Origin of the sequence: Haematobacter missouriensis (assembly GCF_000740775.1) — a bacterium.
GTDB lineage: Bacteria > Pseudomonadota > Alphaproteobacteria > Rhodobacterales > Rhodobacteraceae > Haematobacter > Haematobacter missouriensis.
Genome location: NZ_JFGS01000006.1, coordinates 89374 through 112624, shown reverse-complemented (window position 1 = coordinate 112624; position 23251 = coordinate 89374). Strand labels below are relative to the sequence as shown.

The 23251-nt window shown below is 66.5% G+C and carries 25 protein-coding genes; 13 read left to right on the top strand and 12 right to left on the bottom strand.

All coding sequences use genetic code 11. The annotated features are described in order from the left end of the window. Positions 1-11: 11 nt before the first annotated feature. On the bottom strand, positions 12-929 hold the full coding sequence (locus tag CG51_RS07245; protein ID WP_035743481.1) for a zinc ABC transporter substrate-binding protein: 918 nt from the start codon (positions 927-929) through the stop codon (positions 12-14). A 74-nt stretch (positions 930-1003) separates the two neighbouring features. Here CG51_RS07245 and CG51_RS07240 point away from each other — a divergent pair, with 74 nt between their 5' ends. Genes CG51_RS07240 through CG51_RS07230 form a run of 3 tightly spaced genes read left to right on the top strand, consistent with a single transcriptional unit; the run spans position 1004 to position 3046 of the window. Beyond that, positions 1004-1492, top strand: a complete 489-nt coding sequence (locus tag CG51_RS07240; protein ID WP_035743479.1) for a Fur family transcriptional regulator — start codon at positions 1004-1006, stop codon at positions 1490-1492. Next, complete coding sequence (locus CG51_RS07235) at positions 1489-2271, top strand: metal ABC transporter ATP-binding protein (protein WP_035743477.1); 783 nt, start codon at positions 1489-1491, stop codon at positions 2269-2271. The genes CG51_RS07240 and CG51_RS07235 overlap by 4 nt, the downstream gene beginning before the upstream one ends. Beyond that, on the top strand, positions 2264-3046 hold the full coding sequence (locus CG51_RS07230) for a metal ABC transporter permease (protein ID WP_035743475.1): 783 nt from the start codon (positions 2264-2266) through the stop codon (positions 3044-3046). The genes CG51_RS07235 and CG51_RS07230 overlap by 8 nt, the downstream gene beginning before the upstream one ends. Positions 3047-3369: 323 nt before the next feature. Here CG51_RS07230 and CG51_RS07225 read toward each other — a convergent pair whose 3' ends face one another. From CG51_RS07225 to CG51_RS07215, 3 genes are all read right to left on the bottom strand, one after another. Next, the gene (locus tag CG51_RS07225) at positions 3370-4998 is read right to left on the bottom strand and encodes a long-chain-fatty-acid--CoA ligase (RefSeq protein WP_035743473.1); all 1629 of its coding nucleotides are present in this window, start codon (positions 4996-4998) and stop codon (positions 3370-3372) included. 145 nt (positions 4999-5143) lie between these two features. Further along, positions 5144-5437, bottom strand: coding sequence for a DUF1244 domain-containing protein (locus CG51_RS07220; RefSeq protein WP_035743568.1), 294 nt, complete (start codon positions 5435-5437; stop codon positions 5144-5146). A 75-nt stretch (positions 5438-5512) separates the two neighbouring features. After that, entirely contained in the window at positions 5513-6253 is a 741-nt protein-coding gene (locus CG51_RS07215; protein WP_035743471.1) for an N-formylglutamate amidohydrolase, read from the bottom strand. A 113-nt stretch (positions 6254-6366) separates the two neighbouring features. Here CG51_RS07215 and pyk point away from each other — a divergent pair, with 113 nt between their 5' ends. The 10 genes from pyk to CG51_RS07165 all read left to right on the top strand — a co-directional run bounded on the left by pyk (position 6367) and on the right by CG51_RS07165 (position 16719). Beyond that, positions 6367-7818 (top strand): pyruvate kinase, encoded by a 1452-nt coding sequence (gene pyk, locus CG51_RS07210; RefSeq protein ID WP_035743469.1) that lies wholly within the window; start codon positions 6367-6369, stop codon positions 7816-7818. A 440-nt stretch (positions 7819-8258) separates the two neighbouring features. After that, the gene (gene rpmI / locus CG51_RS07205; protein WP_035743468.1) at positions 8259-8459 is read left to right on the top strand and encodes a 50S ribosomal protein L35; all 201 of its coding nucleotides are present in this window, start codon (positions 8259-8261) and stop codon (positions 8457-8459) included. A 13-nt stretch (positions 8460-8472) separates the two neighbouring features. Then, the gene (gene rplT / locus CG51_RS07200; RefSeq protein WP_035712356.1) at positions 8473-8838 is read left to right on the top strand and encodes a 50S ribosomal protein L20; all 366 of its coding nucleotides are present in this window, start codon (positions 8473-8475) and stop codon (positions 8836-8838) included. Positions 8839-8992: 154 nt separating this feature from the next. Further along, positions 8993-10015, top strand: coding sequence for a LacI family DNA-binding transcriptional regulator (locus tag CG51_RS07195; protein WP_035743467.1), 1023 nt, complete (start codon positions 8993-8995; stop codon positions 10013-10015). After that, positions 10012-11289, top strand: a complete 1278-nt coding sequence (locus CG51_RS07190) for an ABC transporter substrate-binding protein (protein ID WP_035743466.1) — start codon at positions 10012-10014, stop codon at positions 11287-11289. Before CG51_RS07195 ends, CG51_RS07190 begins: the two co-directional genes overlap by 4 nt. Positions 11290-11645: 356 nt before the next feature. Then, positions 11646-12494 carry a carbohydrate ABC transporter permease gene (locus CG51_RS07185; RefSeq protein WP_035743465.1) on the top strand — a complete coding sequence of 283 codons (849 nt, stop codon included), beginning with the start codon at positions 11646-11648 and terminating at the stop codon, positions 12492-12494. Then, complete coding sequence (locus CG51_RS07180; RefSeq protein WP_051930193.1) at positions 12491-13333, top strand: carbohydrate ABC transporter permease; 843 nt, start codon at positions 12491-12493, stop codon at positions 13331-13333. Before CG51_RS07185 ends, CG51_RS07180 begins: the two co-directional genes overlap by 4 nt. A 15-nt stretch (positions 13334-13348) precedes the next feature. Beyond that, positions 13349-14398, top strand: a complete 1050-nt coding sequence (locus CG51_RS07175) for an ABC transporter ATP-binding protein (protein WP_035743464.1) — start codon at positions 13349-13351, stop codon at positions 14396-14398. 12 nt (positions 14399-14410) lie between these two features. After that, entirely contained in the window at positions 14411-15670 is a 1260-nt protein-coding gene (locus tag CG51_RS07170; RefSeq protein WP_035743463.1) for an MGH1-like glycoside hydrolase domain-containing protein, read from the top strand. Between the two features lie 92 nt (positions 15671-15762). Continuing rightward, positions 15763-16719, top strand: a complete 957-nt coding sequence (locus tag CG51_RS07165) for a glucokinase (RefSeq protein WP_035743462.1) — start codon at positions 15763-15765, stop codon at positions 16717-16719. A gap of 3 nt (positions 16720-16722) precedes the next feature. Here the strand turns inward: CG51_RS07165 and CG51_RS07160 are convergent, their stop codons facing one another. From CG51_RS07160 to phnF, 8 genes are read right to left on the bottom strand one after another with little or no spacing between them, the layout of a single operon-like run. Further along, the gene (locus CG51_RS07160) at positions 16723-17928 is read right to left on the bottom strand and encodes an alpha-D-ribose 1-methylphosphonate 5-triphosphate diphosphatase (protein ID WP_035743461.1); all 1206 of its coding nucleotides are present in this window, start codon (positions 17926-17928) and stop codon (positions 16723-16725) included. Then, positions 17915-18676 carry a phosphonate C-P lyase system protein PhnL gene (locus tag CG51_RS07155; RefSeq protein WP_233141333.1) on the bottom strand — a complete coding sequence of 254 codons (762 nt, stop codon included), beginning with the start codon at positions 18674-18676 and terminating at the stop codon, positions 17915-17917. Before CG51_RS07155 ends, CG51_RS07160 begins: the two co-directional genes overlap by 14 nt. Further along, entirely contained in the window at positions 18639-19451 is an 813-nt protein-coding gene (locus CG51_RS07150) for an ATP-binding cassette domain-containing protein (protein ID WP_035743459.1), read from the bottom strand. Before CG51_RS07150 ends, CG51_RS07155 begins: the two co-directional genes overlap by 38 nt. Continuing rightward, on the bottom strand, positions 19448-20362 hold the full coding sequence (locus CG51_RS07145; RefSeq protein ID WP_035743457.1) for an alpha-D-ribose 1-methylphosphonate 5-phosphate C-P-lyase PhnJ: 915 nt from the start codon (positions 20360-20362) through the stop codon (positions 19448-19450). Before CG51_RS07145 ends, CG51_RS07150 begins: the two co-directional genes overlap by 4 nt. Then, positions 20359-21462 carry a carbon-phosphorus lyase complex subunit PhnI gene (locus CG51_RS07140; RefSeq protein ID WP_035743455.1) on the bottom strand — a complete coding sequence of 368 codons (1104 nt, stop codon included), beginning with the start codon at positions 21460-21462 and terminating at the stop codon, positions 20359-20361. Before CG51_RS07140 ends, CG51_RS07145 begins: the two co-directional genes overlap by 4 nt. After that, a complete protein-coding gene (gene phnH, locus CG51_RS07135; RefSeq protein ID WP_035743453.1) occupies positions 21462-21989 on the bottom strand; it encodes a phosphonate C-P lyase system protein PhnH in 528 nt (175 codons plus the stop codon). Before phnH ends, CG51_RS07140 begins: the two co-directional genes overlap by 1 nt. Next, positions 21989-22441, bottom strand: a complete 453-nt coding sequence (phnG, locus tag CG51_RS07130) for a phosphonate C-P lyase system protein PhnG (RefSeq protein ID WP_035743450.1) — start codon at positions 22439-22441, stop codon at positions 21989-21991. The genes phnH and phnG overlap by 1 nt, the downstream gene beginning before the upstream one ends. A 22-nt stretch (positions 22442-22463) precedes the next feature. Beyond that, on the bottom strand, positions 22464-23210 hold the full coding sequence (gene phnF / locus CG51_RS07125; RefSeq protein ID WP_035743448.1) for a phosphonate metabolism transcriptional regulator PhnF: 747 nt from the start codon (positions 23208-23210) through the stop codon (positions 22464-22466). Between the last annotated feature and the right edge of the window lie 41 nt (positions 23211-23251).

Below are 23251 nucleotides of genomic sequence, written 5' to 3'. Positions count from 1 at the left end.
TTCAGGCCAGCTTACTTAAGGCAGGCCGAAACCGTATCCGCCAGACCCGTCATCAGGTCGGCGTAAAGCCCGGCCCCCGGCTCCAGCCGGCTACCCTCCGGGTCCAGCGCGCCGCCTATCTTCACGGTCGTGCCTTCGGTCAGCAGTCTGAGATAGGCGGGGTCGTGGTTGGCCTCCGGGAAGATGCAGGCCGCATCCGCGATCTCTCCGCGCAGCGCGCTCAACCTCTGGGCGCCGGGCGTCGCCGCCTCTCCGTCCGAGACCGTGGCGAGGATGTCGAGCCCGTAATGGGCCGCGAAATAGCCGTAAGCGTCATGGAACAGCACGATGGGGCGATCCTTCGCCACGGCCAGTTCCGCCCTCAGCCGCGCGTCCAGCGCGGAGACACGCTCCGTCGCGGAGGCGGCGTTGCGCGCATAGGTTGCCGCATGCTCGGGGTCGAGGCGCGACAGTTCCGCCGCGATCGCCTCCAGCCAATGCGCGGCATTCGCAGGGTCGAGCCACGCGTGGGGGTCAAGGCCCGCATGATGATGGTGGCCCGCATGATCTTTCTCATTGCCGTCATGATCGTGGTCATGATCGTGGTCGTGGTCGTCGGCGTGATCTTCTTCCCCGAAACTCCGCACTTCGGTTCCGGGCGTGCGCAGCAACGCAAGAGCGGGCGTCTTGCCTATGCCCCGCTCCATCCAAGGCGACATCTCCGGCCCGATCCAGACCACGAGATCCGCGGATCCCAGCGCCCGCGCCTGCGAGGGGCGAAGCTGGAAGTCATGGGCATCCGCCCCACGGTCCAGAAGCAGCACCGGCTCCGCCACGCCCTCCATCACCTGCGCGGCCAGCGAATGCACGGGTGGGATATCCGTGACCACGGTGGGCGCGGCGGTGGCGGGTGCTGCAAGGGTGGTCAACAAAGGTATGAGGTAGCGCATCCGGTTTCTCCTTGCGGTCGCTCTGCAAGTGCATATGTTATTCTGTAACGTTTCGTATTGAGTTATAATATAACATGTCAAGCACAGAAACGCCCGGGCCGCGCGCCTTTGCGGATCATGACCACTCCCACTGCACCGGCGATCTCCTCGCCCGGGCGGAGATGCTTGCGCTTGAACACGGCGTGCGGCTTACCCCGGTGCGCCGGAGAACGCTCGAAATCCTGCTCGAAGCCCATCGCGCCATGGGAGCGTATGACGTGCTGGAGCGGCTGGCGGCGGAGGGATTCGGCAAGCAGCCTCCGGTGGCGTATCGCGCGCTGGAATTCCTGGTGGAGAACGGGCTTGCCCACCGTGTGCGCCGCCTGAACGCCTTCACCGCCTGCATGAGCCCCGGCAAGGCCCACGCGCCGGTCTTTCTGATCTGCGAGGGCTGCGGCACGGTCGCGGAAACGCCCGGCGAGACGGTTCGCGCCGCATTGGAAGCCGCCGCCGGGGATTTCGTCGTCCAGCGGTCCAGCATCGAGGCGGTCGGCCTCTGCCCCGCCTGCCGGAGCGCGGCATGAGCCTCCTCACAGCGCGATCCCTGAATGTAAGCTACGGCGGCGCGCCCGTGCTGATCGGGGTGGATTTCGCCATCGAGCCGGGGGAGATCGTGACCGTGATCGGCCCGAACGGCTCGGGCAAGTCCACGCTGCTCAAGGCGCTGCTCGGCGCGATCCCCTCTACTGGGCGGGTCATCCGAGCGCCTGACCTTGCTATCGGCTATGTGCCGCAGAAGCTGCATGTCGATACCGGCATGCCCATGACGGTGCGGCGGTTTCTGTCGCTTCCCCGCCCCGTCACCGATACCGAGGCTGCAGCGATGCTGGAGCGGGTGGGCGTGCCCGGCCTTGGTGATCGGCAGCTTTCCGGTCTCTCGGGAGGGCAGTTTCAGCGGGTGCTGCTGGCCCGCGCCCTGCTGTCACGCCCGAACCTGCTGATGCTCGACGAGCCGACACAGGGGCTGGACCAACCGGGAACGGGCGCCTTCTACCGGCTGATCGAAACGGTCCGGCAGGAAACCGGCGCGGCGGTGCTGATGGTCAGCCACGACCTGCACGTCGTCATGGCGGCCTCCGACCGGGTGATCTGCCTGAACGGGCATGTCTGCTGCGAGGGGGCGCCCCGACACGTCTCCACCGCGCCGGAGTACCGGGCGCTGTTCGGAGATGGCACGGGCGGCACCATGGCGCTTTATCGTCACCATCACGACCACGACCATGACCACGGCGGCGATGATGGCCAAGGTCACGGTCACCCGCATGACCATGGCCATCATGACGGCGAGAGGAAACATGCTTGACCCCTTCCTGATCCGCGCGGCCCTTGCGGGGCTGGGCGTCGCGGCGGCGGCGGGGCCGCTCGGCTGCTTCGTCGTCTGGCGGCGGATGGCCTATTTTGGCGACGCGACTTCCCATGCCGCGATCCTCGGCGTGGCGCTGTCTCTGGCGTTGATGCTGCCCGTGCAGGCGGGGATCCTTTTGGTGGCGCTGCTCGCCGCGCTCGTCGTCTCCACACTGGCGGCGCGGGGCTGGGCGCTGGACACGACGCTTGGCGTCATCGCGCATTCGGCTCTGGCCTTCGGGCTGGTCGCGGTGTCGTTCCTGCCGGTGCGCGTCAGTCTCGACGCCTATCTGTTCGGCGATATCCTCGCCGTAAGCTGGGGTGATGTGGCGACGATCTGGATCGGCGCGGCGTTGACACTGGCTCTGATCGGTCTGCGCTGGAACGCGCTGGTGCTGACCACGCTGTCCGGCGATCTCGCAGTGGCTTCCGGGATCCGCCCGGACAGGGAGCGGCTGGTGCTGACCGTCGCACTTGCCGTGGTGGTGGCGCTGGCGATCAAGGTGGTGGGCGCCCTGCTGATCGCGGCGATGCTGCTCATCCCCGCCGCGACTGCCCGCGGAATTGCGCGGACGCCGGAGTCTGCGGCACTGACCGCCGTCACGGCAGGTGCCGTGGCGACGCTTGCGGGGCTTTGGGCCTCCTTCCGGCTGGACACGCCCGCCGGACCCTCCATCGTGACCGCCGCGACGCTGATCTTCGCCGCAACGGCCCTGATCCGCCGGAAAGCCTAGCAGGCTGCCCGCGAAACACGTTCGCGGCCAGCCCAGATCCAGGAAATCAGAGCTGGCAAGTCCGGGGATCAGGTGGCAAGTCGGAGAGCTGCGGTGGAACAGGCGCCCTGTCAGGGGCACCCTCCACCGCCAAGCTGCCGAACGCCCTCAACAGGGCGCTTGAAAATTATTCCGAGGTTGCTCCGGGGCGGAAATCTCTGCCTACATGGCTGAGGAACTCTCCGGAAACCGCAGGTCTTGTCTCCTGACCGGCCGAACACCTGGGTTTCAATGCAAGGCCGGATAGAACCACGACTTTTTCAGCGGCCTGTTAATGCCGACCGTCAGGCCACCTGACCGAGCAGGATATCTCCATAAAGCTCCCGAAGCTTCGCCTTCACCACCTTGCCCGTCGCGCCGAGCGGCAGGCTTTCGACGAAGATCACCCGGTCCGGCACCTGCCATTTCGCCACTTTGCCTTCGTAGAAGGCCAGCAGCTCTGCCTCCGTCAACTCGACGGCGGGCCGCTTCTGCACGATCAGCACCGGCCGTTCGTCCCATTTCTCATGACGTGCCGCGATGGCTGCGGCATTGGCCACGAGCGGATGGGCGATGGCGATGTTCTCCAGCTCCACGGTGGAGATCCACTCTCCCCCCGACTTGATGATGTCCTTCGCCCGGTCCCGGATGATCATGTAGCCATCCGCGTCCAGCGTGGCGATATCGCCAGTATCGAACCAGCCGTCGAAGGTCAGCGCGGATTTCTCCTGCCCGAAGTAGTTCTGGATGATCCAGTGACCGCGGATCTGAAGCTGGCCCTGCTCCTCCCCGTCGTTTGGGAGAATATGCCCCTCCGCATCCACGACGCGCAGATCCACGCCGAAGGGCGGACGACCCTGCCCCTGCCGGATCGCCTCCTTCTCTGCGTCGCTCAGATGCTGGTGCTTCTGCTTCAACTGGTTGAGCGAGCCGATCGGACTCGTCTCCGTCATTCCCCACGCGTGGATCAGTTCCACCCCGTAGCGGTCGCGGAATATCTTTATCATGGAGGGCGGCAGGGCCGATCCCCCGACGATGGTGCGTTGCAGGCTGAGAGAGGTCTCGCCCGCCTTTTCCAGAGCGCCGAGCAGCCCCATCCAGATCGTCGGCACACCGAGCGCGACGGTCACCTCCTCCGCATTGATGAGCCTGACGAGGCTCTCGCCATCCAGCCCCGGCCCCGGCAGCGCCATCTTGCAGCCCATCGCCGCCGCGACATAGGGCACGCCCCAGGCGTTGACATGGAACATCGGCACCACCGGCATCACCGTGTCGGACCCCTTGAGTGCCAGCCCGTCCGGCTGGTTCGCGCCATAGGAATGCAGCACCGTGGAGCGATGGGTATAGAGCACGCCCTTCGGATTGCCCGTGGTGCCGGACGTGTAGCAAAGGGAGGAGGGGCTGAGTTCATCGAACTCCGGCCATGTGTAATCGTCGTCCCCTTCCGCCACCAGATCGTCATGGAAAAGCAGCCCGTCGATCATCGCGGCCGCTTCTTCCTCCCGTGGCCCCATCAGGACGACACCCCGAAGTGTCTGAAGCTCCGGCAGCACCTTGGCGATCAGCGGAAGGAAGGTCCGGTCCACGAAGATCAGCCGGTCGCTGGCGTGGTTCATGATATAGATGAGCTGATCGGGCGGCAGGCGCGGGTTCAGCGTGTGGCAGACCATCCCCGCGCCCGCGATGCCGTAGTAAAGCTCCAGATGCCGGCGGTTATTCCAGGCGAGCGTGGCGATCCGGTCGCCGCGCTCGAATCCCCGCGCCTCCAGCGCCGAGGCGAGCCGCCGCGCATTGGCCTCGACCGTTGCCCAGTCGGAACGGTCGATCCCCCCCGTCGTCTCCACCGAGACGATCTCCGTATCACCGTGCCAGCGCGCCGCATGTTCGATCAGGCTGCTGATCAAGAGCGGCTTGTACATCATTCCGCCGAGCATCCAGTAATCCTCCCCCTTGGACCGGATGCGCCCTTTCGGACGCCTCATTCCCCATTTTGTGGCACGAATGCCCGCAAAACCACCAGAACTTCATCGTCGCAGGGCGGGGGGTTCGGTGTATTCCGTTGGGTCACGCAGCGCAGGTTCAGTCGTGCTTCGCCGCCTCGAAGGCGGCCTGCTGCGCGGCACCGGCCTCCTGCTGATGCTGCAGCTTCCAGTCTTCGTAAGGCATCCCGTAGAAAGCTGTGCGCGCCTGCTCCTTGTCCATCGGGATGCCGCGCGCTTCCGCCGCTTCCTGATACCAGCGCGACAGGCAGTTGCGGCAGAACCCCGCAAGAGTCATCAGATCGATGTTCTGCACTTCGGGATGCGCCGCAAGATGGTCGCGAAGCGCGCGAAAGGCCGCAGCCTCCAGTTCGATACGGGTCCGGTCGTCCACGTTCATCCTCCAGCTGATTTTATCGGCTGCCTTCAGATCGGCAGCCCATGTCGGGGCTCCGCTCGCATCGTCCTCTCAGACAGCGGAGTCGGCAAGTGCGTCGGTGAGCAGCGGCGCCAGCCGCTCCGCCCAGCCGCGTTGCCCCTCGGCCTCGCGGACAAGATCGTTGCGGACTTCGATCAACGTATTGGCTCGCCCCTGTGCAAGCGCATGGCGGTCGATCGAATCCCCCGGCAGATGCCCCGCATAGGGTTCATTATCGCCGATGCAGAGATCGTTTTCCCGCCGAAGCCGGGCCAGCACCGCCCGCGAAAACGCATCCTCTCCGGCATGGAGCACCCCCAGATGCCACGGCCGCGGCTCACGCCCCTGAAGCCTGGGAGTGAAGCTGTGAATGGCAAGGATCACGATATCCTCCCGCCGCGCCGCCAGTTCCTCCAGTGCCGCGTGATAGGGCCGGTGATAGGCGGTGAGCCGACGCTCCACCTCAGCCGCGTCGGCATGGCGGTTCGCGGGAATGATCGTGCCGTCGTAGAGCTTCATCAGCAGGGTGGGATCATCCTCCCCCCGGTTCGGGTCGATGACGAGGCGGGAAAAGTTCGACAGGATCACCGGCGCGTCCAGAAGCTCTCCCAGCCGCGCACCCACGCCCGCAGCCCCTACATCGTAGGCAATGTGGCGCTGCATATCGGCGGCAGCGATGCCCAGATCACCGCCGTTGACCGCGTCTGGCACAGTGTTGGCCGCGTGATCCACCGTTACAAGCCATCGGGACGGGCGATCCGCGCCAAGAATGTGATAGGGCTGGTATGTCATTCGGGCCTCCGCGAGCGGACCATAGATCCGCTTCCGACAAACGACCAGTTGCCGCAACGCCGCAATGGGGCAATAGTGCGCCCGAACAAGCCCGTTAGCGCGAACGAGGACAGATGAGACGCCAACGCAACGTTAAAATCGTGGCCACGCTTGGCCCTTCCTCCAGCGATTACGAGACGATCCGCGCGCTTTTCGAGGCGGGTGCGGACGTCTTCCGCCTGAACATGAGCCATGGCAGTCAGGCAGAACAGGCCGCGCGCCACGCCATCATCCGGCAGGTGGAAACGGATATCGGCCGCCCGATCGGCATTCTCGCCGACCTTCAGGGTCCCAAACTCCGCTGCGGGGTATTTGCGAACGGCTCAGAAGTGCTTGAGGAGGGCGCGGCATTCCGCTTCGACCTCGATCCAGCCCCGGGGAACCAGCAGCGGGTGTGCCTTCCTCACCCCGAGATTTTTGCAGCGCTGGAACCCGGCGCGACACTGCTGGTCAATGACGGAAAGATACGGCTCTCCGTCACCGCCTGTGGCGTGGATTACGCCGATTGCACGGTGATCGCGGGGGGCACCATCTCCAACCGCAAGGGCGTGAACGTGCCGGATGTGGTACTCCCGCTCGCCGCCCTGTCCGAGAAGGACCGGGCCGATCTGGAATTCGCCTGCGGGCTTGGCGTGGACTGGCTTGCGCTCTCCTTCGTGCAGCGGGCTGCCGACGTGACGGAGGCGCGGGAGCTGGCGAGAGGCCGGGCGCTGATTCTGTCCAAGATCGAAAAGCCCGCTGCCGTGAAGGCGCTGAACGAGATCCTGGAGGTATCGGACGGGATCATGGTCGCCCGCGGCGATCTGGGGGTGGAACTGCCCGTCCAGAACGTACCGCCGATCCAGAAGCGTATCGGGCGGAAGTGCCGGGCTGCGGCCAAGCCGGTCATCATCGCGACCCAGATGCTCGAGAGCATGATCGAATCGCCCATGCCGACGCGAGCGGAGGTGTCCGACGTCGCGGCCGCGATCTATGAGGGTGCGGATGCCGTCATGCTCTCCGCCGAAAGCGCTGCCGGAAAATACCCGGTCGAGGCGGTCCGCACGATGAACGCCGTGGCGGAGGAGGTGGAAACCGATCCGACCTATCGCGAGATCATCGAAAGCTCCCGGAAGGTGCCGCATCCAGGCCGTGCGGAAAGCATCGTCGCCGCCGCGCGCCAGGTGGCGGAATCCACCGAGCTTCAGGCGATCTGCTGCTTCACCCAGACGGGGCGGTCGGCGCGGCTGGTGGCGCGCGAACGCTCGCGTATACCGCAGATCGCCATGACCATGACGCCGGAGGTCGCGCGGCAGCTTTGCCTCACCTGGGGCACCTACTGCGTGATGACGGGGGAGCTTGACCGGTTCCGCACGGCGGTGCTGAACGGGGTGCGCGCAGCTATCAACCACGGTTTCGCCAGCCCTCAGGACAACATCATCGTCATCGCGGGCGTGCCCTTCAACACGCAAGGCACGACCAACATCCTGCGTATCGCGCCCTGCGAGGTGCGCCAGATCATGAAGGTGGAGGAGGACGCCGAATAGGGCGCGCCCTTTCCGCCCGGTTGAACCCGGAGCCGAGGCGGCTTTGCTTCCGTCGCGCCCTCTCCCGAAGGAATGAATTCCCGCACGGGAATCCTGAACGCGGGGCGCGACGTGTTCCCGGCAGGCTGCCGAAAGAGCATTCTGGGCTTTACACTGGGGCGGAGATCTTTCCCCACATCGTTGAAGAGCGCCACGAGAGCCGCAAGTTTTGGCTCGGAAGCGGACCAGCTCCTGGCTTTCAATGGAACCCCGGACAGCTGCCGACTTTTCAGCAGCCTGTTACGGCACCAGCACCGCAAGGCGCGACGGATTTCGGGAAAATGCCGCATCACCCTTGTCTCTCCCGCCGGTCCCGTGTATGCGGCGCCTTCCGAAATCGTGCGGCCGGCCGGTGTGGCATGCCGAGTCGCGCGGAAGACCACTCGAAAGAGGAGATGGAAATGCCCAAGATGAAGACCAAGTCTGCCGCCAAGAAGCGGTTCTCGATGACCGCGACGGGCAAAGTGAAAGCCGGTCCCGCCGGGAAACGCCACGGCATGATCAAACGCTCGACGAAATTCATCCGCGAAGTGACCGGGACGATGATCCTGTCCGACTCGGACGCGAAGATCGTCAAGAAATACATGCCGTACGATCGCTGAGGGAGGCTGACAGATGGCACGCGTCAAATCCGGCAAGGTCACCCACGCCGCTCACAAGAAAATCCTGAAGGCCGCGAAGGGCTACTACTCCGCCCGTTCGCGCAACTTCCGCACCGCCACGCAGGCGGTGGACAAGGCGAACCAGTACGCGACGCGCGACCGGAAGGTCCGCAAGCGGAACTTCCGCGCGCTGTGGATCCAGCGCATCAACGCCGCCGTGCGGCTGGCCGATGCCGATATGACCTACTCGGTCTTCATCAACGGCCTTGCCAAATCGGGGATCGAGGTGGACCGCAAGGTGCTCGCCGATCTCGCCGTGCATGAGCCGGAAGCCTTCGGTGCGATCGTGGAAAAGGCCAAGGCCGCTCTGGCCGCCTGATCCCACCCGCACGTTCGGACAGTCATGAAAACCCCGGAGCCCCGCTCCGGGGTTTTTTCTCGTCTTTCTGCACGCATTCTCCGCAACGCATTCTCCCCAACGCATTCCTTGACAGCCCAAAACGTTTTGGGAGAGACTTCGCCTCGGAGGAGACATGACAAACCTGCGCGAACTTGCCGAATCCCTCAACCTGTCGATCACCACGGTGTCACGGGCGCTGGACGGCTATTCCGACGTGGCAGAGGCGACCCGGAACCGCGTGCGGCAGGCGGCGGATGCGGCGGGCTACCGCCCCAACGCCTCCGCCCGGCGGCTGCGTCGTCAGCGGGCGGAACTCGTGGCCGTTCCACTTCCCATCGCTGCGGGCCGGATCGGGACGCCGCACCTGCTGGACCTGCTGTCCGGCTGCGCGGAGCGGCTGGCGCAGGAACGGCTCAACCTCATGATCGCGCCGGTCCCGAAAGGGGAAAGCGAGATCGACATCTGCCGCCGCTTCGTGGACGGGCGGCGGGTGGATGCGATCCTGCTGGTCCGCACCCGCAGGCAGGATGAGCGTGTGACCTTCCTGCAATCCCGCGGCGTACCCTTCGTGACGGACGGACGGACGGAGAATGCCCAGCCGCACCCATGGCTCGACGGTGATGGCGAAGATGGCTTTCGCCGCGCGACGGAGCGGTTCATCGCGGACGGGCATCGCAGGATCGGTCATGTCGCCGGCAATCAGGATTTCTTCTTTGCCCATGCCCGCGCGACGGGCTGGCGGGGCGCGATGGCGGCGGCGGGTCTTCCCGCCGATCTGCTGGCGTTGGGCGAGCTGTCCGAACAGGGCGGTTTCGACGCGACGCAGGCGCTGCTCGCCACACAGGATCCGCCGACGGCGCTTCTCTGCACGACGGATGAAATGGCCATTGGCGCGCTTGGCGCATTGCGCGCCGCGGGACGTTCCGCGGCGGTGGTGGGGCATGACAACCTGCCCCTCGGCGCCTTCAGCCATCCGTCGCTCTCCACCATGCGCATGCAGGGCGAGGCGCTCGGGCACCGGGTGGCAGAGCTCATTATCGGCGCCATGGCCGGACGCCCCGCTGCGGAACTTCAGGATCTGCGCCCCGTCAGTTTCGTGGACCGGGAAAGCCATCTTTGGCCGAGCAAGGCCAATCAAGGGAGGGAGACATCATGACAACTGCAACCTGCAAGGGGCTGGCGCTTGCCATCCTCGCCGCGACGACGGCAAGCACCGCTTGGGCGGAAACGATATTCCTGTCCACCCAGCTCCGCCCGATCGAGGAAGCGACGGCCGTCCGGCAGGAGTTGTTGAAGGGCCTGGACGGTGTGGACTACGTGGTGGAGGAGCCGCCGCAATTCGCCGTCCGCATGGCTGCGGAGGCGGAAGCCGGAAAACACACCATCAGCCTCGTCGGCGCAACGCATGGCGAGCTTGCCCCGTTGGCGGACCGGAACATGCTCAGCCCGCTCGACGACATCGCCGCGTCGCTGAAGGACAGGGGTATCACCCCCGCGCTGATGGATCTGGGCAAGCTAGGACATGACCACCAGCAGTATATTCCGTGGATGCAGGCGACCTATGTCATGGTCGCGAAACAGGAGGCGCTGGAATTCCTCCCCGAAGGCGCGGATCTGAATGCGCTGACCTATGAGCAGCTCATCGCCTGGGGCAAGGCCATGCAGGAGGCGACGGGGCAGGCGCGGATCGGCTTCCCTGCCGGGCCGAAGGGTCTCTTCTCCCGCTTCTTCCAGGGCTATCTCTACCCCTCCTACACCGGTGGCGTGGTGCGGACCTTCAAGTCGCCGGAGGCCGTGAAGGGCTGGGAGATGATGAAGGCGCTCTGGGCCGTGACCAATCCCTCCTCCACCAATTACGGGTTCATGCAGGAGCCGCTTCTCGCCGACGAGGTATGGGTGGCATGGGATCACGTCGCGCGACTGAAGGAGGCCGTCGTCTCCATGCCCGATCAGGTGAAGGTCTTCCCAGCACCCGCGGGCCCGAAGGGCCGGGGTTACATGCCGGTCGTCGCGGGGCTGGCCATCCCGCAGGGCTCGCCCGATGTGGCCGGCGCGGAGAAGGTCATCGCGCATCTCGTCACGCCCGAGGTGCAGCTCATGACGGCGGAGAAGGTCGGCTTCTTCCCCACCCTTTCCGTACCGCTGCCCGAAGGCGGCGATCCCGGCATCGCGGCGATGGCCGCAGCCGTCACCGCCACACAGACGGCAAGCGACGGGATGATCTCTCTCCTTCCGGTCGGGCTGGGCGACAAGGGGGGTGAGTTCAACAAGATCTACACCGACACGTTCCAGCGCATCGTCCTGAACGGAGAGGATATCCAGACCGTGCTGGACGCGGAGGCCAAGGTGCTGAGCGGCCTCATGGAGTCGACAAAGGCACCCTGCTGGGCACCAGACGCGAAAAGCGACGGCCCCTGCCCCGTGGAATGAGGGATGAAGGAGCGCCCACTGACATGACGGCACCGGCGGATCGCGCCGCCCTCCCCGGCGCACCGCTGTCCCGGCGGATCATCCCTCCCCCCTGATCCGTCAGAGACGGACGGCGGGCGGTTCGCCGCCCGCCGGACCCGGCCTTCATGCCAGGCCATATCGGCCCCCATAACCGGCTTCCCTCGGCAACCCGAAGACCCTGAGACCCGGTGACCCGCAAAACCCTTCCCGGAAACCTGCCGGTCGAGGCCCACCGCTTCTCTGGCCGGTATCCACCACCGCCACCATCGCAGTCCCCGGGGCGCCATTTCTGATCTGGAAACGTCGCCCCGGAAGCCCCAGTCACGCAGGATACCATGCCCGAAAGACGCTGGACGCCCTATCTGCTCATCCTGCCCGCCAGCGTGTTTCTGGTGGTGCTGTTCCTCATCCCGCTGGTGCAGACGGTCTGGCTGGCCTTCTCCGACGGCGGGCAGCCGACGCTCGACCATGTCCGGCGGATGGCGGGAGATCTGAATTTCGCCCCGGCGCTTCGCAATATGCTGCTGCTGACGGCGATCGTCGTTCCCGTGCAGGTGGCGTTGTCGCTGCTCATGGGGACGATGGTGGCCAAGATCGGGCGGGGGCGGGAGACGATCCTGTGGATCTGGACGATCCCGCTTGCGATATCCGATCTGGCGGCAGGGCTGGTCTGGCTCTCCATCCTGCAGAACTCGGGTTATCTCAACAGCCTGCTCTACATGCTGGGCGTGATCCCCCGGCAGACGGCCTGGCTCACCTACCAGACGCCGGTCGCGCTGTTCTTCGGCGTGGTCGCGGCGGAGATCTGGCGTTCCACCGCCATCGTGCTCATCGTGATCGTCGCGGGGCTGAATCAGGTGCCGAAGGATTTCGGCGAGGCGGCAGCGGTCTTCGGCGCGTCGCGCTGGACACGGTTCACCAAGATCACCCTGCCCCTCATCCGCCCGGCGCTGCAATCCGCCCTCATCCTGCGCACCGTTCTGGCGTTCGAGGTGTTTGCGGTCGTCTATGCGCTCGGCGGACGGAACTTCCCGGTGCTGATGGGCGAAACCTACGTCTGGCAGCATGACAACCAGAACTATGCGGTGGCAGGGGCCTATGCCGTGCTGATCATGGTGATCTCGCTCGCCGCGACATTCGTTTACCTGAAAGCCATCAAGGTCGATCCGGAGCGGCTGCCATGAGCGATACACCCGTGACCGCCGCCCCTCCCAGCGTGCCCGCCGCGCGCCGCCTGCTGTTCTGGGCCGGGATCGCCGTGCTCTGCGCCTGGGTTCTGGTGCCGATCTATCTGCTTGCGCTTGGCGCCTTCGGGGGCAGGCAGGGAGTTTACCAATGGCCCAAGACCATTCTGCCCACCAATGTCTCGCTCGATGCGTTCATGGTCTTTCTCCAGACGGAGGGGCTGATCACGGCCCTGCTGAACTCGCTCTGGGCGGCGGGGATCACGGTGCTGCTGTCGCTGCTGCTGGGCGCGCCCGCCGGCTATGCGCTCGCCCGGTACGACTTTCGCGGCAAGAACCTGTTCCGGGTCATGGTGCTTCTGACCCGCGCCTTCCCGCTGGCGGTTCTGGCCCTGCCGCTCACGGTGTCCTACATCCGGCTCGGTCTTTATGACACGGTGCTGGGCGTCGGGCTGATCCACACCATCCTCGCGCTGCCCTTTGCGGCGCTGGTGACGCAGGGCATCTTCATGGGCGTCCCGCGGGAGCTGGAGGAGGCCGCATGGGTCTTCGGCTGCTCGCGGCTGAAGGCGTTCTTCCGCATCGTCGTGCCGCTGGCGCTGCCCGGATTCGCGGCGACGGCGGTGTTCGCCTTCGTCATCTCGTGGAACGAGGTGTTCGCGGCCTCCGTCCTGACCGTCCGCAACCGGACGCTCACCGCCTATCTGCTCACCGTCCTGTCGGAAAGCCCGCTCCACTATCGCTTTGCAGGCGGGCTGCTGCTCATCGTGCCCTCTGTCGCGTTCATCTTCGCCGTTCGGCGTTACCTGTTCGCGATATGGGGCGTTTCGTCGAAATGACCGGAAGATCCATCCATGGCTGATATCGTCATTGACCGCATACGGAAGCGTTTCGGCGCCACCGACGCGCTGAAGGAAGTGTCCCTCACCGTCCGGGACGGAGAATTCGTCTCCCTCCTCGGCCCCGCCGGCTGCGGCAAGACCACGCTGCTCCGCATCGTCGCGGGTCTGGAGACGGCGACCTCCGGGGATGTCCGCATCGGCGCCCGCTCGGTGCTCGGTCTGGAACCGAAGGACCGCGGACTGGCCATGGTGTTCCAGAACTACGCGGTCTTTCCCCATATGACCGTGCGGGAGAACGTGGCCTTCGGTCTCAGGATGCAGAAGGCGGAGGAGGCCCGCGTGACAGCGCAGGTCGCAAGGGCCGCGGCGCTTTTGCATATCGAGCCCTATCTCGACCGCTATCCGAACAAGCTCTCCGGGGGCCAGCGGCAGCGGGTAGCAGTGGCGCGGGCGCTTGCCGTCGAACCGGCAGTGCTCCTGATGGACGAGCCGCTTTCCAACCTCGACGCGCTGCTGCGGCTGGAGATGCGGACGGAGCTGAAGCAGGTGCTGGCGGAGGCCGGAACCACCACGCTCTACGTTACCCACGACCAGACGGAGGCGATGGGCCTGTCCGACAGGATCGCGGTGATGCACGACGGCGTGGTGGAGCAGATCGGTTCGCCCGTGGAGATTTATGATCGGCCCACGACGCGCTTCGTCGGCGGCTTCATCGGCAATCCGCCCATGAACTTCCTGACGCTGCCCGTGGAAAATGGTGCAGTGGCGCTCGGTGGTTTTCGTGTCGCCGCCCCGCCCGGATCAGGCGCGACCGTGACGCTTGGCCTGCGCGGGGAAGCCGTCCAGCGGGCGATTGCGGGCGAGGGTCTGCCGATGACCGTCCGCGTGGCCGAACCGATGGGCTCCCACCTCCTCCTCACTGGCACCATCGCCGGAGAGCCGGTCCGTGTGAGCCTGCCGCCCGGAGAGGTCATCCGACCGGGGGAAGAGATCGCCCTTGCACCGGACACTACCCGCCTTGTCTGGCTCTCACCCGAGAGCGGACGCAGCCTTTCAGCCTGACCGGACATTCCCATGACACCCGATCACATCGCCGCCGCCAAGGCCGTCCTCGCCCGCAATGACAGGGGCGGATATACCCTGCCGACCGATCGGCTCTACCCGTTTCAGTGGAACTGGGATTCTGCCTTTGTCGCCATGGGGTTCGCAACCTATGACGTCGACCGCGGCTGCCGGGAGCTGGAGCGGCTCGCGGAGGGGCAGTGGCCGGACGGCATGATCCCGCAGATCGTGTTCCACCAGCCAAGCGACAGCTACTACCCCGGACCCGAGGTCTGGCGCACGGAGAATGCTGTGGCCACGTCCGGCATCACCCAGCCGCCGGTTTTCGGCATGGCGGTGCGCGTACTGCATGAGCGGGGGGCGCCGGAGGCCCGCATCCGCCCGCTGTTCGATGCGGCGCTCCGCTGGCATCGCTGGTGGTATTCGGCCCGCGACCCGGAGGGGACCGGCCTGGTGGCCTTGCTCCACCCGTGGGAGAGCGGATCGGATAATTCACCCGCATGGGATGAGGCGCTCTCCCGCGTGCCCACCACCACACGGGAACCGGTGCGCCGCAAGGACACCGGCCATGTGGATCCCGCCATGCGACCGCGGGATGAAGATTACCAGCGGTTCATCCACCTTGTGGACACCTACGCGGAGTGCGGCTGGGAACCGGCGCGGCAGTGGGCGGCCGCGCCCTTCCGCATGGGCTGCGTGCAGACGACCGCGATCCTGCTGAAAGCGGGGGAGGATCTGCTGACGGTAGCAGAGGCGCTGGCCCTGCCGGAAGCAGGAGAGGAGCTTCGCGCGATGACAGCGCGCTCCCGTGCGGCGCTTCTGTCCCGCTGGTCGCCGGAGCATCGCCGCTTTCTCATCCGTGACCTGATCGCCGGAACCGATGTGGCCACGCCCACGCAGGCCGGCTTCATCCCGCTGCTCGCACTTGATCTGCCCGTCGACATCCGCGATGCGGCGGTTACGGAGATGCGGCAGTGGATGCAGGGGCTCCGCGTGGCCTTCCCCACGACGCCCGCCGACAGCCCGGCCTATGAGCCGCGCCGCTACTGGCGGGGGCCGGTCTGGCCCGTCATCGACTGGCTGCTCGCCGCCGGGCTTGACCGGAACGGGGTGCCGGACCTGGCCCGGACGCTCCGCGATTCCGTCAGCCGGGCGATGGAAACCGCGGGTTTCGTCGAGTATTTCCACCCCGGCACGGGAGAGGGCTTGGGCGGACAGGGTTTCTCCTGGAGCGCGGCCGCCTATCTGCATTTCCGCGCCCTGACCGCCTGATCCCGCTCCGTTTCCGCGCGGCTTTCGGCCCGACGGGCTGGAACCGCGCGCTCGCTCAGTGCAAACAGGAGAAAACCGAGCGGAGGCCAGACATGCAGACACCCGAACGGATCGATGTGGTTGCCGATGTGGGCGGCACCAATACCCGTGTCGCCATCGCCCGGGGCGGCAAGGTCGATGCGGCCACCATCCGCCGCTTCGCCAACACCCGCCATGGCTCGCTGGCGGAAGTGTTGCGCCAGTTCGGCGCGGACATGGGGCTGCAGCGTTGCGACAGCGCCTGCGCGGCCATTGCCGGGCCGGTGCGGGACCATGTCGGGCGGCTGACCAATCTCGACTGGTCCGCTGATCGCGACCTCCTCCGCGACGCGACGGGGGCGGACAGGGCGGCAGTGCTGAACGATCTCGTGGCGCAGGGCTACGCGCTCGACGCGATACCGGAGGGGGAGATCACGCCGGTCTTTGCCGGGAGCAACGCAGGGCCGGGTGCCACCCGGTTGGTGATCGGGGTGGGCACCGGCTTCAATGCCGCCGCCGTGCACGAAACCGCTGCGGGACGGGTCGTCCTGCCGTCCGAGGCGGGCCATGTCACCTTACCGATCCGCACGGAAAAGGCGCTGTCGCTCGTGCGCGCGCTGGAAGGCGTGCATGGCTTCGTGGGGGTGGAGGATATTCTTTCCGGGCGCGGCGTGGCGCGGATAGACGCCTGGCTCGACGGTGGCGCGCCGCCCCGCGATACCGCCGCCGTCATGGCCGCGCTGGAGGCCGGTGAGCCGCGCGCGATGGAGGCGGGTCGGATCTTCGTTCGCCTGCTCGGCGCCGTCGCCGGTGATCTGGCGCTGATCCACCTGCCGTTTGGCGGGATCTACCTGATCGGCGGGGTAGCCCGCGCCTTCCTGCCGTGGTTCAACACCTTCGGCCTGTCGGACGCCTTCAGGGAGAAGGGGCGCTTCGGCCCCTTCATGGCCGACTTCAGCCTGTCGGTGATCGAGGACGACTTCGCAGCCCTCACGGGCTGCGCCGCCTATCTTGCCTGCACGGCGCCCTGACCGTCACGACACCGCCGCGACCGCCCTGACCGGCCGCGCCGCACGGAAGGCCCCGCTGTCCAGACGACCGTTGGAATAGACCATCCGCCCGCCCCGCAACGTGGCGACGACATGGCCCAGCCCTTCGTCCGTGGCGGCGATCAGGTCGGCGCGGCGCCCGATGGCGATGGCACCGCGATCCTTCAGCCCCAGCGCCTCCGCCACGTTTCCGGCGGACAGTCGTGCGGCACCCGCCAGCCCGTTCGGATCACTCTTGGCCAGCTCCAGAACGGCAGGCAGCATCGCGGAGGGGTGATAGTCGGAGGCAAGGATATCCAGCAGGCCCGCCGCATGCGCCGCGCGGGCCGATAGGTTGCCGGAATAGCTTTGGCCGCGGAGCGCGTTCGGCGCACCCATCACCGTCGCCAGCCCGCGACTGCGCGCCTCCACCGCCGCTTCCTCCGTCACCGGGAATTCGCTGATGCAGACGCCAAGCGCTGCCATGATTCCCACCTTGGCCACGGTATCGTCATCATGGCTCGCCAGCGCCACGCCATGCGCGTGACAGGCGGTGGAGATGCGGGAGAGAGTGGCGGCCAGCTCCTCCTCCGGGCGGGTGCGTTCGGCAATGCGCTCTGCCACGGCGGCAGCCGCTTCCTCCGCCGAGAGACCCTTTTCCGCCATGGTCCGCTCTACCACCCGTTCGATGTCGCGATACTGGCCCTGCCCCGGCGTATGATCGGTGAGGGAGATAAGCTCAACGCTCCCCTCGGAGATCAGTTCATGCACCACGTCGAGCGCCTTGGGAAAGGTGATCTCGAACCGGGCATGAACGCGATGCTCGATGAGCAGATCGCCCCGCATCCGGCGAAGCGCGCGGATGACCTCCGTCGTGTGGTCATAGCTCCTGAGGTGCCCGTAGGTGGAGGCGGGGCTGAAGGACAGCGCCGCATAGGCGGTGGTGAAGCCCGAGCCGGCCAGCTTCCTGTCCAGATCGCGGATGCCCAGCTCCAGCGGCATGTGGACGGAGGGGCGCGGCTCCACCTCCCGCTCGATCATGTCGCCATGCATGTCGATGAAGCCCGGCATGAGCAGAAGCCCGTCACCCACGACCGCCGCGCCCGCGACGGGGCCTTCGACGATATCGGCAATCCGGCCGTCTTCCACACGGACGGAGCCGCTCTCCAGCACGTCGTCCGGCAGGACGACCCGGAAATCACTGAGCCACATGTTCCAACTCCTTCGTGGACAGGTCGAGTTCTGCGTCGATCAGCCCGGCCACATCGCCGGGATGGTGAAAGACGCCGATCATCGCGACGCCTTCGGTTTTCAGTTGCCGCAACCGGCGCACCAGCGCCCCCCGCGCGCCCGCGTCGAGCGAGGCCGTCGGCTCGTCGAGCATCAGCAGCCGCTGCGGCAGGATGAGCGCGCGCGCGAGGTTCACCTTCTGCTGCTCTCCGCCCGAGAAGGTGGAGGGATAGGCCGCCCAAAGCTCGCGCTTCACCCCGAATTCCGCCAGGGCGGCGCGCGCGGCCTCCAGCGCCTCGGCTGCGGGGCGCCCGGCAAGGCGCAGCGGTTCGGCCACGATATCCTCTGCCGCGACGCGGGGGCGGGCGATGAGAAATTGCGTGACGAAGCCGATCTCCCGCCGCCGGAGCAGCGCCACATCGACATCCGCCGCGGTGGCAAGGTCGATCCGCCCCTCCGCCGTGTTGAGCCAGATATGGCCGCCCTTCGGCAGATAGGTCCGGTAGAGCGTCCGCAGCAACGTGGACTTGCCCGCGCCGTTGTGGCCGCTGAGGAGAAGGAACTGCCCGGGGTGCAGGCGGAAGCTCACTCCCTCGAATGCCGGGAGGCGCTGGTGGAGATGGTGCATGTCGAAATGCTTGGCGAGCCCTTCGACTTCGAGCACGGGGAGGGAGCGGTGCATCATCATCGCCTCACAGTTTGGCATGAACGAGGGACTGGGTGTAGTCATGCTGCGGATCCTGGAAGATCTGATCGGCAAGCCCCTGCTCGACCACGCGCCCCCGGCGCATCACCATCACCCGGTCCGCCATGGTGCGGATGACGCCCAGATCATGGCTGACCAGCACCATGGTGATCGACCGGTCGCGCTGCAGCCGTTTCAGCGTATCCAGCACCAGCGCCTGCACCGAGACATCAAGCCCGGTGGTGGGTTCGTCCAGCAGCAGCAGCGCGGGTTCCAGGGCGATGGCCTTGGCAAGCTGAACCCGTTGCTGCATCCCGCCCGACAGCTCGATCGGCCGCGCATCCATCCGCTCCAGCGGAAATTCAGATGCCGCCAACGCCTCCTTCGCCTTCTCGCGCAGCGTGGCGAAGCGACGCTCCCCTGCGATCAGCAGCCGTTCGGCGACATTGCCGGAGGAGGAGTTGCGCATCAGAAGCCCCAGATGCGGGTTCTGATAGACGATCCCCACATGGCGCGCGCAGAGCATCCGCCGCCCGTAACGGTCGAGGTCGAAAAGATTGCCCTCCGCCCCCGGAATCGCCAGCCGGTAGTCACCGGTGTCGGGTGTGTCCTCAAGGTTCATCATGCGCAGCAGCGTGGATTTTCCAGAGCCGCTCTCGCCGACGATGCCCAGAACCTCGCCGGGATAGACTGTCACATCCACATCGTCGAGCGCTGTCACCCTGCCGAAGCGGCGGGAAATGCCGGTCATCGTCATGATCGGCGGCGTCGTCATCAGGCGCGGCGCGGCGCGACGCATTCCTTCAGCAGTCCGGGTCATTTCATCACCCCGTTCACATACCATGTTTCTCCCGGGGCGGCGCCTTCGCCCTCCGCCGCCCGGATGTGTTTGACGGCATAGCCCGAGTCCGACAGCTCGTGGATCGAGCCGCCATCGGCCTGCGGAATTTCGTTCATGAAAAAGCCCTTGACGCCCGTACGCTCGCAGGTGAGCCCGGCGTGATCCTCCACCCGGTAGGGCACGTCGGAAAACGCCAGCGGCTCCACCGGCGTAAACGGCGGCACCGCGAAGATGCGCTTTTCCCGCCCCGCCGACAGCAGCGTCAGGTGCCGCGCCATGTTGAGCTTCGGCACGTCCCAGCGCGGGATGGGCGACGGCGTCATCACGTGCCGCCCGTTGACCAGCGCCGGGTATGAGGCACCCTGCATGATCCGCCCGGAGCGCACGATCTGCTCGTAGAGCACCAGCCAGAGCCGCCCGTAATCGGCATCGGCATGCATCTGGCGCGCCACGGAGATGTTCGGCTCCACCGGGCGGAGCGGCTCCGGGTTCGGCACCTGGAGTACGAGCACCTGATCCTCGCGCATCACTTCCTCCGGGATGCGGTGGCGGGATTGCAGGATCGTGGCCTCCGCCGTGTCCTCCGTGCCCTGTGCACCCGCCACGCGGGCGACGAACTGGCGGATGGAAACGGCATTCACGCTGTCATCCGCGCCCTGATCGATCACCTTTACTACGGAGGCGGGGTTCACGAGCGTCAGCGTCACCTGCAGCCCGCCCGTGCCCCAGCCGCGTGCCATCGGCACTTCGCGGCTCGCATAGGGGATCTGGCAGCCGGGCACGGCGATGGCCTTCAGCATGGCACGGCGCATCTCGCGCTTGGCCGAGGGGTCCAGGAAGCCATAGCTCATCGCTTCCCAAGAGCGGGTAAGGTCGCTCAGGGCGGTCATGGGGTCGGCTCCTCGATTTTCGCCTCGGCCGGACTGGCCTGCGGATCGGCCTCCGGGACAGTCGCCGCCTTCAGCGCCCGCGCGTCCCGCATTGCGTCGAGCGAGGACTGGAAGGTCACGTAGTGCGGCAGCTTGAAGTGGATGCAGAAGCCGGAGGCTTCCACCGGCTCGGTGTGGTAAAGGAAGAACTCCTCCTCTGTCGGCGATCCCTTTGCCGCGCCCGGCGCGTTCAGGTCGAGCGTCGCGGCCGAGATCACCTTCACCTCGTTCCAGCCCAGCGTGGCGGAGAAACCCAGCCGGATCTGACTGGACGTGTCCTTTGCCGCTACCTCCGCCTGCGAGACCCTGACACGCCCCGCTGAGAATACCGTTCCGCGTGGATGGCGCACGCGCACCTCCGCCTCTGCCAGCCGCAGCTCATTCACCGTCGGATGGGCATTGCCATAGCCTCGCATGGCCGAATAGCCCAGCGCCAGAACCCCACCAGTATCAGCCCTTGCGAGGCTTTGTAGCGTATGCGCGCGTTTTGCCGGGAAAAGGAGCGGCTCCCGCGTGAGATCTGGAATGCTTTCCGGCGCCACATTTTCGCGTGGCGGGTCGGCCACGAGGCCCTCGGCCTTTTGCCAGGCGGCAAGCGAGGGCTGAAATGCCGGAGCAGGCTTCGCCGCGCGCTCAACCGGCTCTGGCACCAGCGGAGCGCCCTCCAGAACACCCGTCGCCAGAAGCCGGTGGGCGTAATCCAGCGTCGGGCCGAGGATCTGACCGCCCGGAATGTCCTTGAAGGCCGCAGAAATGCGGCGGTGCGTGAACAGTGCCTCCTGTCTCACCGGCTCCGCCACCATCAGCCGGGGCTGGGTCGTGCGCCACGCACGCAGCAGAAGCACCGTCTCGTAAAGATCGCCGCCCGTCTGTGAGAGCGCGAGCGCGGCCAGTTCCGGCTCATAGAGCGAGGCCTCTCCCATCACCCGATCCACGAGCCACGGCAGCGCCGTGGCGACAGCGGCCACACGGCTCTGGTCGATAGTGCCGAGCCCCTCCCGGTAAAGCCGTTCCGCCTGCGCGATGGCGCGTTCTCCGCCGCGCGTTGCAACATAAGCCATCAGAGCACCTCGATGCGGGTGGAGCGGGGCAGACCGGTGACCCGGTCTCCGTCCACGAGGAACAGGTCGAAACCGAGCGGATAGGCCACGCGTTCGGCGCGTATGTCCCAAAGCCCCGGCGACAGCGCCGGAGCGATGGTGACGGAACCGTCGATCCCCGGACCGGCAAGCCTTAGTCGTGGCCCGCCCTCCAGCGGCGCAGCGACGACCAGTGTCGCCCCCGCTTCAGGGTGGACCGCGGAGCCGATCCGAGCCTGCCGGAACGCCGCCTCCGCGCCGTCGGCAAGAAAGAGGTAATCGGCAGTGTTCGGGCGGGCAGGCCGTGCGCCCGTCCGGTTGATGAGGCGCTGAAGCCCCTCGTCGTCCGTGAAGGCCGTGACTTCCAGATCCACCAGCGCCTGGGCCACCGGGGCCAACCCCGGCTCTGGCAGCCGCTGCTCCACCCCCGGGCGGGACAGCGCCCACATCAGCGCCTCGAACGTGGCGTTGTCACGGGTTTCTTCGGCATTCGGCACGGGAGCAGCCATCAGAACGTCTCCATCTCGACTCGAGTCGCCTCAACAGCGCGGAGCGTCTCACGATCCCCGCTGGCCTGGCGCGCGGCCTCACCTGTCACGAAGCGCTCGATCTCCGCCCGCGCGACGTCTTCGGCATATGCGGCATCCGTCAGTGCCATCGCCATCGCCCGCTCCAGATCGCGGCCGATCACCATGCCATACCCCTCGGTCCCGGAGCCGAGACGCAGATGGGCCTCCGCCACCAGAACCTCTCCCAGGTGGAAATCCGTTCCCTTCACCGTGTCGCGCATCGGCAGCATGACGAGGCCGGTGCGACTCGCCAGCACTTCCACCTCCCCCAGCCGGGGAAGCAGCCCCTCCGCCAGCGCTTTCAGCGCCGCGGCGTCGGCCCGCGCCAGCGTGGCGAGCAGGCGTGCATGATCGTCTCCCCCTGCAGGGGGGAGGCTGTTCTGGTCGAACATCTTGTCCTCTTTCTGTTGCCGGTCAGAACCGGCTGTCGTCAGGCCGTTCCGCGCCCGGCGGATCGGTGTCAAACGTGAACTGCACCCGTTCCGCGGACCAGACCCCCTCGGAATGGCCGATCGGTCGGCCCGCCTCGTCGACGTCGGTCTTCTGCACGACAAGGACGGGCAGCAACGGATGCTGTGCAAGCAGGCGCGCCTCCTCCTCCTCCGCCCGGCGGGCGAAGATGGTGGTGGAGCGCCGGAAATAGTCGGTCACGCCGTGAGCCGCATAGATGTCGCTGACAGCCTGCCCCGCAGCGCGACGCTCCGCGAAATCGGGAAACCGCGCGGCACAGCACCAGGAGAGACCGAGGCTGATCGGCACGTCATCGGCGAACCCCCTGTTCAGCAGCCGGTGAACGGCAGCACCCTCCTCCAGTGCCAGCGCACGGGCGATCCGGGCGGGTGCAGGCACGATTTCCGCCGAAATCTGATCGCCCCCGGGTGCCAGGCCCTGTTCCTGAAGGTTCTGACGGAAGCGGGTCCTGCGACCGATATGATAGTTGATGAGCGGGGCAGATTCCACGAAAGTTCCCCGTCCCTGCTCAACGCGCAGCTTGCCTTCCACCGCAAGAGCGGCAACTGCACGCCGGATCGAATGGCGGCCCGCACCGAAAAGCTGGCACAGTTCCGGCTCGGTCGGCAGCCTGTCGCCGGGCGAAAAGCTGCCCGAGGCGATCTCCCCCGAAATCTTGTCCCGGATTATCTGCCAGTTCTCACGCCCCATGTGAGCCTCCGAGTCATTCGAATGAATTATGAATAGCTGCA

What these genes read in the sequence shown, in the direction of transcription:
- CG51_RS07140 (WP_035743455.1), bottom strand. Translation starts at nt 21,462, where the DNA reads ATGGCTTATGTTGCAACGCGCGGCGGAGAACGCGCCATCGCGCAGGCG.
- CG51_RS07145 (WP_035743457.1), bottom strand. Translation starts at nt 20,362, where the DNA reads ATGACCGCCCTGAGCGACCTTACCCGCTCTTGGGAAGCGATGAGCTAT.
- CG51_RS07225 (WP_035743473.1), bottom strand. Translation starts at nt 4,998, where the DNA reads ATGCTCGGCGGAATGATGTACAAGCCGCTCTTGATCAGCAGCCTGATC.
- CG51_RS07195 (WP_035743467.1), top strand. Translation starts at nt 8,993, where the DNA reads ATGACAAACCTGCGCGAACTTGCCGAATCCCTCAACCTGTCGATCACC.
- rpmI (WP_035743468.1), top strand. Translation starts at nt 8,259, where the DNA reads ATGCCCAAGATGAAGACCAAGTCTGCCGCCAAGAAGCGGTTCTCGATG.
- CG51_RS07235 (WP_035743477.1), top strand. Translation starts at nt 1,489, where the DNA reads ATGAGCCTCCTCACAGCGCGATCCCTGAATGTAAGCTACGGCGGCGCG.
- CG51_RS07165 (WP_035743462.1), top strand. Translation starts at nt 15,763, where the DNA reads ATGCAGACACCCGAACGGATCGATGTGGTTGCCGATGTGGGCGGCACC.
- CG51_RS07190 (WP_035743466.1), top strand. Translation starts at nt 10,012, where the DNA reads ATGACAACTGCAACCTGCAAGGGGCTGGCGCTTGCCATCCTCGCCGCG.
- pyk (WP_035743469.1), top strand. Translation starts at nt 6,367, where the DNA reads ATGAGACGCCAACGCAACGTTAAAATCGTGGCCACGCTTGGCCCTTCC.
- CG51_RS07245 (WP_035743481.1), bottom strand. Translation starts at nt 929, where the DNA reads ATGCGCTACCTCATACCTTTGTTGACCACCCTTGCAGCACCCGCCACC.
- rplT (WP_035712356.1), top strand. Translation starts at nt 8,473, where the DNA reads ATGGCACGCGTCAAATCCGGCAAGGTCACCCACGCCGCTCACAAGAAA.
- CG51_RS07215 (WP_035743471.1), bottom strand. Translation starts at nt 6,253, where the DNA reads ATGACATACCAGCCCTATCACATTCTTGGCGCGGATCGCCCGTCCCGA.
- CG51_RS07160 (WP_035743461.1), bottom strand. Translation starts at nt 17,928, where the DNA reads ATGTGGCTCAGTGATTTCCGGGTCGTCCTGCCGGACGACGTGCTGGAG.
- CG51_RS07175 (WP_035743464.1), top strand. Translation starts at nt 13,349, where the DNA reads ATGGCTGATATCGTCATTGACCGCATACGGAAGCGTTTCGGCGCCACC.
- CG51_RS07180 (WP_051930193.1), top strand. Translation starts at nt 12,491, where the DNA reads ATGAGCGATACACCCGTGACCGCCGCCCCTCCCAGCGTGCCCGCCGCG.
- CG51_RS07240 (WP_035743479.1), top strand. Translation starts at nt 1,004, where the DNA reads ATGTCAAGCACAGAAACGCCCGGGCCGCGCGCCTTTGCGGATCATGAC.
- CG51_RS07150 (WP_035743459.1), bottom strand. Translation starts at nt 19,451, where the DNA reads ATGACCCGGACTGCTGAAGGAATGCGTCGCGCCGCGCCGCGCCTGATG.
- CG51_RS07230 (WP_035743475.1), top strand. Translation starts at nt 2,264, where the DNA reads ATGCTTGACCCCTTCCTGATCCGCGCGGCCCTTGCGGGGCTGGGCGTC.
- phnH (WP_035743453.1), bottom strand. Translation starts at nt 21,989, where the DNA reads ATGGCTGCTCCCGTGCCGAATGCCGAAGAAACCCGTGACAACGCCACG.
- phnG (WP_035743450.1), bottom strand. Translation starts at nt 22,441, where the DNA reads ATGTTCGACCAGAACAGCCTCCCCCCTGCAGGGGGAGACGATCATGCA.
- CG51_RS07185 (WP_035743465.1), top strand. Translation starts at nt 11,646, where the DNA reads ATGCCCGAAAGACGCTGGACGCCCTATCTGCTCATCCTGCCCGCCAGC.
- phnF (WP_035743448.1), bottom strand. Translation starts at nt 23,210, where the DNA reads ATGGGGCGTGAGAACTGGCAGATAATCCGGGACAAGATTTCGGGGGAG.
- CG51_RS07170 (WP_035743463.1), top strand. Translation starts at nt 14,411, where the DNA reads ATGACACCCGATCACATCGCCGCCGCCAAGGCCGTCCTCGCCCGCAAT.
- CG51_RS07155 (WP_233141333.1), bottom strand. Translation starts at nt 18,676, where the DNA reads ATGACTACACCCAGTCCCTCGTTCATGCCAAACTGTGAGGCGATGATG.